This window comes from Streptomyces sp. NPDC001728 (assembly GCF_040297565.1).
Taxonomy (GTDB): Bacteria; Actinomycetota; Actinomycetes; order Streptomycetales; family Streptomycetaceae; genus Streptomyces.
In genome coordinates this window covers 166,740-178,242 of the sequence record NZ_JBEOZK010000015.1, presented here as the reverse complement: position 1 = coordinate 178,242, position 11,503 = coordinate 166,740, and the positions used below count along the sequence as shown (strand labels likewise).

Genomic DNA, 11,503 nt, shown 5'->3' with positions numbered 1-11,503 from the left:
CCCGCCCGGTCCTGGACCGGGCGGGCGGGGCGGCGTCATGGCACGTCCGAGCGCCGGGGACATCGCGTGGGAACTGTGCCGGGGAGAGTCACGGGAGCCGGCGAGCGCCGGCTCCCGAGGCATCGACATCCCGGTCAGCGAGCGGTGCGCTACTGCGCGGCGCCGGGCCGCAGGGCGTCCGGGAGCCGGTTGCCGAAGTAGTCGACGAGGCCCGCGTCGACGCCCGCGGCCTGCGGGCCCATGCTCACGGTCACCTCGTCCTCGCAGCGCGGCACCAGGTTCTCGGCCCCGGCCGGGTCGGTGACGGGTACGGTCAGAGCGCGCAGGCACGGGTCGTCGCCGGTGCCGGTCGGCTCACCGTCGAGGAGCTCCTGGCCGGAGGCGGTACGCCAGTCGGCAAGGCCGGTGAAGCGCCGGGCCCCCCAGTTCAGCGACCAGGGGCCCGTGCTGTGGTAGACGTTGCCCCGCAACTGGAACGTGCCGGGGAGGTACGACGACTCGGCCTCGATCAGGGGCCCCCCGTCGGTGGCGAGAATGTTGTCGTGGACACTCACGTCACGCATGCCGTCGCGCAGCCGCAGCGCCGGGGACCGGTTTCCCCTCGCCTGAGTGGAGTCGAGGCTCTGTGTCCGCATCACGACCGTGTTGTTGTAGATGTCCAGGTTCTTCATTCGGGAGCCGTAGGCGACGATGCCACCGTACTCGGGGAGCTTCCGCGCGTCGTCCCAGCTCAGGTTGAAACGGACGACGTTGTCCCGGTGGGCGCCGGTCGCCTTTCCGGAATAGACGAGGAACCCCGGCCCGTCGTTGCCGTAGGCGAGGTTGTACTGCATCACCGAGTGGGACACGTTGTTGTCGAGGCCGTAGCCGCCGCCGTCCACCCGGGATCCGGTCCGGTTCCGGTAGGAGCGGTTGTTCTCCAGGACCACACCGGTGGAGTCGTACGCCCAGATGCCCTCGGGACCCTCTTGGGCGTCGGCCGCGGAGCGCGCGCCGTTGTCGTGGGCGACCGAGCGCATCACCCTCGCGTCCCGGACGCTGCCGAGAGCGATGCCGCTTCCGGTATTGCGCCCGGCATTGTCCGGGTCGCCGCTGTTGGAGTACGCCGTGACCCGCTCGATCCGCAGCCCGGAGTGCGCGTAGGACGGGCTGCCGGCCTCGAACTCCGGACCGTAGAAGACGAGTCCGGACTCAAGGTTGTGGTGCACGGAGACATCGCTGATGCGCACGTCGCTGAAGCCCGTGACGGCGTCGCCATCCGCGCCGACGCTGATCCCGTTCTGGAAGCCCCGCGCCTCCACGTTCGCGATCCTGATGTGGGCGAGCCGCCGCCCCTCGGGGCGGGTGGCGCGGAGAGCGATCCCGACCCCTTCGCGCAGCGCCTTGCGGTCGCCGACCAGCGCGATGTTCCTGATCTCCACACCCGCGGTGTCGTGCACGGTGATGCCGGAGGTGCCGCGGGGCGCGATCGTGGCACGGCCCGTGCCGTACGACTCGATCACCACCGGCCGGGCCGCGCTGCCCGCCTCGCCCTCCTCCAGGGTGACGGTGCCGGGGAACCGTTCGCCGCCCTTGAGCCGGAGCCTGTCACCGGGCCGGAAGTTCGCGGTGTTCGCGTGGTCGAGGGTCCGCCAGGGCTTCCCCGGCGACATGCCGTCGTTCTCGTCGTCGCCGTCCGGACTCACGTAGAAGGTGAACGGACCGCCGCTCGCGGGGCGGGCGGGCCGGTAGACACCTGGTACGTCGCACCCTGTGAGCAGCAGGAGCGCCACGGCCAGGACTCCCACTCCGGCCCTCGTCGTCCGGCTCCGCTTCACCGCGTTCACGCGCACCCCCTGGGGACGTCCTGATGCCCTATCAGGCACATGAATTAGCAGACTGCCAGAAAAGGGACATACGAAACGCCGACGAACGCGCGGCATCCGAGTCACGTGTGGCGTGCCACGCCTTCAGGGCGGTCGCGCGCCGGAGGCGGTCGGCGCGGTGCGGGCGAGCGGCGAGCTCCGGAGGCCCGTTCCTTGCCCGCCAAGATGCGGGCCGGGCGGGCAACGATCCATGGCGGAGGCACAGCCTCTCCCAGCTTCGGCCTCGGGGCCGGAGCCCGCCGCGGAGCAGGGCGCGCGCTGACCAGACGCTTCCCCGGGCGGGAATCACGCAAGGCGGCTCCGCGATCACAGAAGGTAGCGGTCACAGCGGCTCCGGCAGCGCAGACTCAAGCGTGACTGCCGGCGACGCACCGTCGCGCCTCCGGACCGAGCAGAAGTGCTCGCCCTCTCACGGGTACCTTCTGCCAGTGGTACGTCACCCAGCGCGATGGCCACAACCGCCGGGGCGCGTCCGAACCCTCCTGTTGGTACAGCGCCACCACGGCCGCCGCACGGCGACAGCCAGCGAGACAGGGCCGGGCCCTGTCTCGGAGGCTGCGGGGCACTACGACACGCGACGACACGCACCGCGCGTGTGCCGTTCGCCGACGCTGCCGCATCCGCGGTACCCACGCCGGCCGTGAAGCGGTGCTTCCGTCTTCCTCTCGGCACGGAGGACACTGGCAGGGGGGAACGTGTGGAGTGCGCCTGCGGGCCGACCGGACCCGCAGGCCCGGAAGAGGGTGCTCGGATGCCCAGAACTCGACCACGATCGCGCTACGCCCCGGACCGGGGGCTCTCCGCCCGTATGGCGACCACGATGTTCTTGATCGGACTGCTGTACGTGGTCTTCGTCGGCGCCCTGCTCGTACTTCTGCGCGGTTCCTGGCCCGTCATCCTGCTGATCGCCGGTGCCCTGTTCATCGCGCAGTTCTGGTTCAGCGACAAGATCGCCGCCGTCGGCATGGGCGCGCGCGAGGTCACCCGGGAGCAGGCTCCGGAGCTGCACGGCACCGTGGACCGGATCTGCGCCCTCGCCGACATGCCCAAGCCGAAGGTGGCGATCGCCGACAGCGACGTACCCAACGCGTTCGCCACCGGACGGGGCGAGAAGACCTCCCTGGTCTGCGTCACGACCGGGCTGCTGCGCCGCCTGGAGCCGGCGGAGCTGGAAGGCGTGCTGGCCCACGAGATGTCTCACGTGGCGCACCGTGACGTAGCGGTGATGACCATCGCCTCGTTCCTCGGCGTCCTCGCCGGGATCATGACCCGTGTCGCGCTCTACAGCGGGCTCGGCCGGAGCCGCGACAGCAACATGGCTGCGGCCGCGATCCTCATCCCTCTCGTGAGCGGAGTGATCTACGTGATCAGCTTCCTGCTGACCCGGGTACTCTCCCGATACCGCGAACTGGCCGCCGACCGGGCTGCCGCGCTGCTCACCGGCCAGCCCTCGGCGCTCGCCTCCGCGCTCGTGAAGGTGACCGGCAGCATGGGGAAGATCCCTACGCGCGACCTGCGCAAGGCTGAGCCGTACAACGCCTTCTGGTTCGCGCCCGCCTTCGCCTCGCAGGAGAGCCTGAGCCGGCTGCTGTCCTCCCACCCCACCCTGGAGCAGCGGCTCGACCAACTCGCCCGGATCTCGGACCAGCTGGGCCAGGCGTGAGGGGCCCGGACAGGAAGGAGCAAGGCTGTGGGAATCCTCGACAGCGTTTTCGGGCGCAGCAAGGTGCTACGACCCGACCTCGACCGGCTCTTCGCGCTGCCCGCCGCCGCCCTCACTCTCCAGGCGGGCACCGGTTTCGCTCCGACCGGCGCGGGATCCGTCTGCTTCTCGGGGGTGGAGGGCGGCGCCTTCACCCGTCTGAAGGAGGAGGTACGGGACCTGCTCGACGTGGACGCGGTCGGGGGCGGCACCCGTGGCACGAGTGGAAACGCCGCCCCGGCCTCGTTCTCTCGGGACGCGTACGGCTACACCTGGCTCGTCGCCCGCCGCCCCGCCGACGACGTGATCACACTGGTCAATGACCTGCACGCGGTCAACACCCTGCTTCAGGAGGCAGGATTCGGACCCCACCTGCTCTGCTCGCTGACCGCGTTCCGCGCCCCCGGGCACGAACACGAACTCGCCCTCGTCTACCTCTACAAGCGCGGCACCTTCTACCCGTTCGCGCCCCGCACCGATCGCCATGAGACCCGCGACAACGCCCTGGAGTTCGAGGTCCGAGCCCTCCTCGCGGGCGACCTCCCCATGGAGCCGGACCTGGAACGCTGGTTCCCCCTCTGGGGTGCTCCGGGGCTCGGCGGCGGGGACGACCGCGTCGCGGGCGTGCCGCGTACGGATACCTGAGAGGCACCGGTCCGCGTCGCGACAACGCGAGGAGCCCGCGACGGGCGACAGCTCGCTAACCCAGGTTGCCAGGGGATCGTCGGGACTCCATCCGCGTGGTCTCCGGGAGGGAGCGAGGGCGCGGGGGTCACCGCCGTTCGGGGCGGTCGGTCATCCAGCGGGCTGCGAGGAGGCCCGAGGCCGCGGTGAGGGCGGCGGCGGCGAGGACCGTGGCGTTCAGGCCCAGTGCGTCGGCCAGGAGGCCTGCCGTCAGGGCGCCTGCGGCATAGCCGATGTCGCGCCAGAAGCGGTACGTGCCGAGGGCGTGGGCCCGCCAGGTGGGGTGGGCGTGGTCGGAGACGGCGGCGATGAGCGCCGGGTAGACCAGCGCGGTGCCGAGGCCCAGGCCGACGGCGGAGAGGATCCCGGCGAGAAACGGGCGGTCGAGGAGCACGAGCGCGAGGAGGAGCGCCGCCGCCTGGACCAGCATGCCGGTCACGACGAGCGGCTTGCGGCCGACCCGGTCGGCGAGGTGGCCGGCCGGGATCTGGCCGATGCCCCACAGGAGCGGGTAGAGCCCCTTGATCAGGCCGATCGCTGCGATGCCGAGCCCCTGGTCGGCGAAGAGGAGCGGGAAGACGCCCCAGGTCAGGCCGTCGTTGAGGTTGTTGACCAGGCCCGCCTGACTGGCCCCGCGCAGGGATCGGTCGCGCCATGACGTACGGGCGAAGGTCTCCTTGAAGGACGGCCCGCCGTTCTCGTTGTCCGGGGGCGCCGGGTGGCGGGAGAGTTCGAGGGCCAGGTGGGCGGCGGTGTCCTTGGCCAGGAGGGACAGTCCGAGACCTGCGGCGAGGAAGACCACACCGATGAGCTCGGGGGCGGGGCGCAGCCCGTAGTGGGTGGCGAGATAGCCGGTGAGCAGGGCGGTGGCGCCGACCGAGACGTAGCCGGCGGCCTCGTTGAGGCCGGTGGCGAGCCCCCGGCGGGCGGGCCCCACGAGGTCGATCTTCATGTTGACGGTCATCGACCAGGTCAGCCCCTGGTTGACGCCGAGCAGGACGTTCGCGGCCACGATCCACCACCACGATGGCGCCCAGGCGAGGACGAACGGCACGGGTGCGCCGATCAGCCAGCCCGCCAGCAGGAGCTGCCTGCGCCGGAAGCGGGCGGTGAGCACGCCGGCGGCCAGGTTCGTGAGTGCCTTGGCGAGGCCGAAGGCGACGATGAACGAGAAGACGGCCAGGTTCCCGGCGAGCCCGAAGACCTCGGTGCCGATCAGGGGGACCGTCGTCCGTTCCAGACCGACGAGCGCCCCGACCGCCGCTGTGACGAGGACGAGCAGGACGAACTGCGCCCTGTTCTCCCGAAGGCCCAGCCGTACGGTGCCGGGCGAGGGGGTGACGGGGGGTGGGAGCCGCCTCGCCGTGATCCCTCGTGCCATCTCGCTCTCCCTATCCGTTCCGATAACCGCAGACCACCATACCCCCATGGGTATTTTTGCCCCTACCCTTCCACAGGCGTGGGACTGTGACGCTCGATACCCCTAGGGGTATTTGACTTCCCTCGCCGCCCCTGTCTACAGTCGGCGGCGTAAGTACCCCGGGGGGTATCCGAAAGGGTGATCTTCCATGCGTGAAGTGGATCTGGACGTCTTCGCCTCCGAGCTGGCGGAGGGTGCCTTCGCCATCGACGTACGAGAACCGGACGAGTACCGCGACGGCCACGTACCCGGGGTCCGCCCCGCACCGCTCTCCGAGCTCGGCGCCCACCTCGCCGCGTTCCCCGCCGACCGGCCCGTCTACGTGATCTGCGCGAGCGGCAACCGGAGCGCCTGGGCCGCGGAGCACCTGGAGGCCGTCGGCGTCCGCGCGGTCTCGGTGACGGGCGGCACCTCCGGGTGGGCCCGTACCGGCCGCCCGATCGTTCGCGGCACGGACGCCCGGGCCGCCTGAACGGCCGGCCGCCCACCCTCACCGCACTTCTTCCCGTCTCGCGGGGCTTCCGCTCCGCGACCGCTTTCTCCGTCGAAAGGTCCACCGTGTTCTTCGCCCAGTACTACCTCGACTGCCTGTCCCAGGCGTCGTACATGATCGCCGACGAGAAGACCGGTCAGGCGGTCGTCGTCGACCCCCGCCGGGACGTGTCGGAATACCTCGCCGATGCGCGGGCGCACGGGTTCACCGTGGTCGGCGTCATCAACACCCACTTCCACGCGGACTTCGTCGCCGGCCACCTGGAGATGGCCGACGAGACCGGTGCGTGGATCGGTTACGGCTCCCGTGCCGAGACGGAGTACCCGATCCGTCACCTCGCCGAGGGCGAGCGGATCGCCCTGGGTGACGTGGTGCTGGAGGTCATGGAGACCCCGGGGCACACCCCGGAGTCGATCAGCGTCCTCGTCTACGAACACGCCGACGACGCCGTCCCCTACGGGGTCCTGACGGGCGACGCCCTCTTCATCGGTGATGTCGGCCGCCCCGACCTGCTGGCATCGGTGGGCGTCACGGCCGAGGAGCTGGGCCGGATGCTGCACGACAGTGTGCAGAACAAGCTGATGGGCCTCGCGGACGAGGTCCGCGTCTTCCCCGCCCACGGCGCCGGCTCGGCCTGCGGGAAGAACCTGTCGACCGAGAAGTCCTCCACGATCGGGGAACAGCGGGCCACCAACTACGCCTGCGCCCCGATGGGCGAGGAGGAGTTCGTCGCGCTGGTGACGGCGGGACAGTCCGCCGCACCGGGCTACTTCGCCTATGACGCCGACCTCAACCGCAAGGAGCGTCCCCTGTACGACTTCGCCGCCATGGCCCGTCCGCTGTCCCTGGAGGAGTTCGCCGGGCTGCGGGCAGATGGCGCGGTGGTGGTCGACGCGCGTGATCCGCAGGAGTTCGCGGCCGGGCACCTGACCGGTGCGGTGAACGTGCCGGCCGACGGCCGGTTCGCCGAACAGGCCGGCACCGTCCTGGACCCCGCGGAGGAACTGGTGGTGATGGCGCCGCAGAACCGCGAGGAGGAGGTCGTCACACGCCTCGCCCGTATCGGCTTCGACCGTGTCGTGGGCTACGTCCGCAACCCCGAGGACGCGCTGCGTGTGATGGAGGGCGAGGTCACCCCCGCCAGCCGCCTCACCGCCACCCACCTCAAGGACGCCCTCGCCGGAGACAACCCGCCGCTCGTGGTGGACGTCCGCACGTGCGGCGAGCGCGAGGCCAACGGCTTCATCCCCGAGGCCCTGCACATCCCGCTGAGCGAACTGCCCTCCCGCGTCGGCGAACTCCCCACCGACCGGCCGCTGGTCCTGCACTGCGCGGGCGGCCACCGCTCCTCCATCGCCGCCAGCCTGCTGCGCCACCGCGGCGTCGAGGACGTCTCCGACATCCTCGGCGGCTGGGCCGCCTGGGCCCTCGCGACCGAATCCGCCGAGGTCTGAGCGCGCCCGACCGCTCACGAACCGCCGGCGGGCACGGGTCACCCGGGTTCTTCCCACCGTGCACCGCCGGCCCGCAGGGGAGGCGGGGGCCGCGCTGCCTCCGCTCCCCCAACCCGCGGAAGAGCCGGGGGCCGCACTGCCTCCGCCGCTCCCCCCACCCGTCGTGGGCGGCGCGGGGCCGCACTCCCCCGCCCCGCCCACGACGGGCCCCTTCTCCCTCTCTGCCCGGGCCGCCGCCACAACCCCGGCCCCCTCGCACACCCCCACCCGTACACGCCTTCCGGAGTCACGCATGAGCGCCGAGCGCACCATCCAGTCGATCACCCCCGCCGTCCTGCACCGCCTTGTCCAGGAGGGCCGTGCGCCACGCCTGCTCGACGTGCGCACCCCCGGCGAATTCCGTACCGCCCACATCCCCGGCTCGTACAACGTGCCGCTGAGCACCCTGCGCGAGCACCGCGCGGAGCTGCGTTCGCACCTGGACGAGGAGGTGGTGCTCGTCTGCCGTTCCGGTCAGCGGGCGAAGGAGGCCGAGCAGGCCCTCGCACAGGCCGGGCTGCCCAACCTCCGTGTCCTGGAGGGCGGGATCACCGCCTGGGAGGCGGCGAGCGCTCCCGTGAAGCGGGGCCCCGAGCGGTGGGACATGGAGCGCCAGGTCCGCCTCGTCGCGGGCTCGGTCGTCCTGGCCACCGGCCTCATCGGCATCGCCGTCCCCGGTGCCCACCTCGTCGGTACGGCGATCGGCGCCGGCCTGACCTACGCGGCGCTGAGCAACTCCTGCGCCATGGGCGTGCTGCTCTCCAAGCTCCCGTACAACCGGGGCCCGCGCATCGACGTCCGCAGCGTGATCGCGGAGCTGCGGAGCGCGTCATGACCGCCCTCATCGTCGCGGTCTCCCTCCTGATCGGCGTCAGCCTCGGCATCCTCGGTGGCGGCGGGTCCATCCTCACCGTCCCGATCCTGGTCTACCTCGTCGGTCAGGAGACCAAGGAGGCCATCGCCACCTCGCTGTTCGTCGTCGGCGTCACCAGCCTCGCCGCCCTGGTCCCGCACGCTCGCGCCCATCGGGTCCGCTGGCGGACCGGCCTGCTCTTCGGCGCCTTCAGCATGGTCGGCGCCTACGCGGGCGGCCGGGTCGCCGAGTACATCCCCGGCACCATCCTGCTCATCGCGTTCGCACTGATGATGCTCGCCACCGCCTACGCGATGCTCCGCAAGCCGCGTGACGCGGCGAAGAAGGCCCGGCCCGCCCACAGTGACCTGCCGCTGAAGCACATCGCGGTCGAGGGCCTCGTCGTCGGCGCCGTGACCGGCCTGGTCGGCTCCGGCGGTGGATTCCTCGTCGTTCCGGCCCTGGCCATACTCGGTGGACTGCCGATGGGCATCGCGGTCGGCACCTCGCTGCTGGTCATCGCGATGAAGTCCTTCGCCGGACTCGCCGGCCACCTCTCCGGCGTCTCCATCGACTGGGGCGTCGCGATGACCGTGACCGTGGCGGCTGTGATCGGCAGCCTGATCGGCGCCCGCCTCGCCGGACGCATCCCGCAGGACGCGCTGCGCAAGGCGTTCGGCTGGTTCGTCGTCGTCATGGGCGTCTTCGTCCTCGCCCAGCAGCTGGACACCGCCGTCTGGACCCACCCCGCAACCTGGGCCGTGCTCGGAGCCGGGGCGACGGTCGCGGTCGCCACCCTGCTGCGGAGGCGCTCGAGGGCGTCCCGCCCTCGGCCGACTGTCCGTGTCCACCAGGACGCGGCTTCGAAATAATGTAAGGACGCATGCTCCAAGGCGTGCCCGGTGGGGGTGAAGGAGGAGAATTCCTGTGCAGGTGGACGAAGAATCGATGGGGCCGGTCCTGAACCGGCTCAGGCGGGCGCAGGGGCAGCTGGCCGCCGTGATCGCGATGGTCGAGTCCGGCCGGGAATGCGAGGACGTCGTCACTCAGCTCGCGGCCGTCTCCAAGGCCCTGGACCGGGCCGGATTCAAGATCGTGGCGAGCGGAATGCGCCAGTGCCTCGCGGAGGGTTCACAGGCCCCGCCCATGACGCAGGAGAAGCTGGAGAAGCTCTTCCTCACCCTCGCCTGACCCTTCTTCCCTCCCGGCCGACGGAGCGAACGGAGCGGGAAACAACCGTTCGGCCGGTCCAGAGGCAGGGCGGGAGGGCCATCCGGCCCTCCTCACCATCGGCCGGTGAGGGGAGACTCGGTAGGGAAGACTCTCAGGTGGTCGCACGAGGCCCCGCCCCTCTCCGGCATCGCGCGACCACCCCGCCCTCGGTCCTGCGGAGAACACGATGCCCTCCTCGAAATACACCGTCAGCGACGTCATGACCCACACCGCCATCGCCGTCGGCCGTGACGCGCCCTACAAGGACATCGTCACGCTCATGGACCAGTGGAAGGTGAGTGCCCTGCCCGTTCTGGAAGGTGAAGGACGGGTGATCGGGGTCGTGTCCGAGGCCGATCTCCTTCCGAAGGAGGAGTTCCGCGTCGACGAGCCCCGCCCGGACGAGTTCCCCGCGGCATCCAAGGCCGGCGCCGTACGGGCCGGGGAACTCATGTCCAGCCCGGCCGTGACCGTCCACCCCGACGCGACACTCGCCGAAGCGGCCCGGATCATGGCGACGCGGAGGGTGAAGCGCCTGCCCGTGGTCAACGGCGTCGGCATGCTGGAGGGCGTCGTCAGCCGGAGCGATCTGCTGAAGGTGTTCCTCCGTACGGACGCCGAGATCGAGGAGGACATCCGCCATTCCGTGCTCGGCGAGGCGGCGGCGCCCGCGGGGCTGGACGTGACGGTCACGGACGGTGTGGCCGTGATCGGTGGGACGTTCTCCGACCGATCACTGGTACCGCTGGTCGCCCGCGCCGTGCGGGCCGTGGAGGGCGTCGTCGACGTCCGGATGGATCTCGCTGCCCCTTGAACCGCTCCATGACGGACAATCCTGGTGGGGGCGGGCACGTACCCGACCGACGACAGGGGTCGCCATGACCGATCTGCCGACAGCCACCGCACGCACACGGGTCTTCCTCGTCGATGATCACGAGGTCGTCCGCCGGGGCCTTCGCGACCTGCTCGACGACGAGCTCGACCTGGAGGTCGTCGGCGAGGCGTCGACGGCCGAGCAGGCGCTGGCCAGGGGACCCGCGCTCCGGCCGGACGTGGCGGTGCTCGACGTCCGGCTGCCCGACGGCGACGGCGTCTCCGTCTGCCGGGAGCTGCGCTCCCGGATGCCCGAGCTCGCCTGCCTGATGCTGACGTCGTTCGATGACGAGGACGCACTCCTCGACGCGATCATGGCCGGCGCCGCCGGGTACGTGCTCAAGCAGATCAACGGGTCCGATCTGGTGTCGGCGGTACGGACCGTGGCCACGGGCCAGTCGATGCTCGATCCCGCCACGACGGCCCGGCTGATGCACTCGCTGCGCGACCCCGAGTCGGTGAAGCCGCCCGAGGACGAGCGGCTCACGGTGCTGTCCGAGAGGGAGCGTTCGGTACTCGAACTCATCGGCCAGGGACTCACCAACCGGCAGATCGCCAAACGTCTCTATCTCTCGGAGAAGACGGTCAAGAACCACATCTCACGGCTGTTGGGCAAGCTCGGCGTCGAGCGTCGTGTCCAGGCCGCCGTCATCGCCGCGCAGGTCCACGAGCACGAGACCGAGGAGAAGTAGCACGCCGTCGTCGTGGCTCACCGCCTGCCGCGGCCAGCGGGGTGGACGCGAGCACGGGCAGCGGAAGGAACGGGTTTCTTCCTGGTCGGCAGCCGGGCGCAGGCCGGGACGCGCTATGACGAGCCCGTTCGGGCGCGTACCCGCCATGACGAGCCCGTTCGGTCCTGAGGGTGGACCATTCGGCCCTCGCAGGCCCCCCCGTGCGCGTCGGAAGGT

General features: G+C 71.1%; 11 protein-coding genes. 9 read left to right on the top strand and 2 right to left on the bottom strand.

The window, feature by feature from the left end; translation table 11 throughout:
* Positions 1-149: 149 nt before the first annotated feature.
* Complete coding sequence (locus tag ABT154_RS22785) at positions 150-1,826, bottom strand: right-handed parallel beta-helix repeat-containing protein (RefSeq protein WP_351858662.1); 1,677 nt, start codon at positions 1,824-1,826, stop codon at positions 150-152.
* A 790-nt stretch (positions 1,827-2,616) separates the two neighbouring features.
* Here ABT154_RS22785 and htpX point away from each other — a divergent pair.
* Positions 2,617-3,528 carry a zinc metalloprotease HtpX gene (gene htpX, locus ABT154_RS22780; protein ID WP_351858661.1) on the top strand — a complete coding sequence of 304 codons (912 nt, stop codon included), beginning with the start codon at positions 2,617-2,619 and terminating at the stop codon, positions 3,526-3,528.
* A gap of 27 nt (positions 3,529-3,555) precedes the next feature.
* On the top strand, positions 3,556-4,212 hold the full coding sequence (pspAB, locus tag ABT154_RS22775) for a PspA-associated protein PspAB (RefSeq protein ID WP_351858660.1): 657 nt from the start codon (positions 3,556-3,558) through the stop codon (positions 4,210-4,212).
* A gap of 127 nt (positions 4,213-4,339) precedes the next feature.
* On the opposite strand, the gene ABT154_RS22770 is transcribed toward pspAB, so the two are convergent.
* Positions 4,340-5,632, bottom strand: a complete 1,293-nt coding sequence (locus ABT154_RS22770) for an MFS transporter (protein WP_351858659.1) — start codon at positions 5,630-5,632, stop codon at positions 4,340-4,342.
* Positions 5,633-5,819: 187 nt separating this feature from the next.
* On the opposite strand from ABT154_RS22770, the gene ABT154_RS22765 reads away from it, so the two are divergent.
* The 7 genes from ABT154_RS22765 (at position 5,820) to ABT154_RS22735 (ending at position 11,287) form a co-directional block, all read left to right on the top strand.
* Positions 5,820-6,143 carry a rhodanese-like domain-containing protein gene (locus ABT154_RS22765; protein ID WP_351858658.1) on the top strand — a complete coding sequence of 108 codons (324 nt, stop codon included), beginning with the start codon at positions 5,820-5,822 and terminating at the stop codon, positions 6,141-6,143.
* A gap of 86 nt (positions 6,144-6,229) precedes the next feature.
* Positions 6,230-7,618, top strand: a complete 1,389-nt coding sequence (locus tag ABT154_RS22760; protein ID WP_351858657.1) for an MBL fold metallo-hydrolase — start codon at positions 6,230-6,232, stop codon at positions 7,616-7,618.
* Between the two features lie 292 nt (positions 7,619-7,910).
* The gene (locus ABT154_RS22755; RefSeq protein ID WP_351858656.1) at positions 7,911-8,492 is read left to right on the top strand and encodes a rhodanese-like domain-containing protein; all 582 of its coding nucleotides are present in this window, start codon (positions 7,911-7,913) and stop codon (positions 8,490-8,492) included.
* Positions 8,489-9,382 carry a sulfite exporter TauE/SafE family protein gene (locus tag ABT154_RS22750; RefSeq protein ID WP_351858655.1) on the top strand — a complete coding sequence of 298 codons (894 nt, stop codon included), beginning with the start codon at positions 8,489-8,491 and terminating at the stop codon, positions 9,380-9,382. Before ABT154_RS22755 ends, ABT154_RS22750 begins: the two co-directional genes overlap by 4 nt.
* 76 nt (positions 9,383-9,458) lie before the next feature.
* A complete protein-coding gene (locus ABT154_RS22745; RefSeq protein WP_351858672.1) occupies positions 9,459-9,701 on the top strand; it encodes a metal-sensitive transcriptional regulator in 243 nt (80 codons plus the stop codon).
* A 208-nt stretch (positions 9,702-9,909) separates the two neighbouring features.
* Positions 9,910-10,536 carry a CBS domain-containing protein gene (locus ABT154_RS22740; RefSeq protein ID WP_351858654.1) on the top strand — a complete coding sequence of 209 codons (627 nt, stop codon included), beginning with the start codon at positions 9,910-9,912 and terminating at the stop codon, positions 10,534-10,536.
* Between the two features lie 64 nt (positions 10,537-10,600).
* A complete protein-coding gene (locus ABT154_RS22735) occupies positions 10,601-11,287 on the top strand; it encodes a response regulator (RefSeq protein ID WP_351858653.1) in 687 nt (228 codons plus the stop codon).
* Positions 11,288-11,503 lie beyond the last annotated feature (216 nt).

Excerpts from the sequence above, each read along its gene's own strand:
- ABT154_RS22740 (WP_351858654.1), top strand. The coding sequence starts at position 9,910 with ATGCCCTCCTCGAAATACACCGTCAGCGACGTCATGACCCACACCGCC.
- ABT154_RS22770 (WP_351858659.1), bottom strand. The coding sequence starts at position 5,632 with ATGGCACGAGGGATCACGGCGAGGCGGCTCCCACCCCCCGTCACCCCC.
- htpX (WP_351858661.1), top strand. The coding sequence starts at position 2,617 with ATGCCCAGAACTCGACCACGATCGCGCTACGCCCCGGACCGGGGGCTC.
- ABT154_RS22750 (WP_351858655.1), top strand. The coding sequence starts at position 8,489 with ATGACCGCCCTCATCGTCGCGGTCTCCCTCCTGATCGGCGTCAGCCTC.
- ABT154_RS22755 (WP_351858656.1), top strand. The coding sequence starts at position 7,911 with ATGAGCGCCGAGCGCACCATCCAGTCGATCACCCCCGCCGTCCTGCAC.
- ABT154_RS22745 (WP_351858672.1), top strand. The coding sequence starts at position 9,459 with ATGGGGCCGGTCCTGAACCGGCTCAGGCGGGCGCAGGGGCAGCTGGCC.
- ABT154_RS22735 (WP_351858653.1), top strand. The coding sequence starts at position 10,601 with ATGACCGATCTGCCGACAGCCACCGCACGCACACGGGTCTTCCTCGTC.
- ABT154_RS22765 (WP_351858658.1), top strand. The coding sequence starts at position 5,820 with ATGCGTGAAGTGGATCTGGACGTCTTCGCCTCCGAGCTGGCGGAGGGT.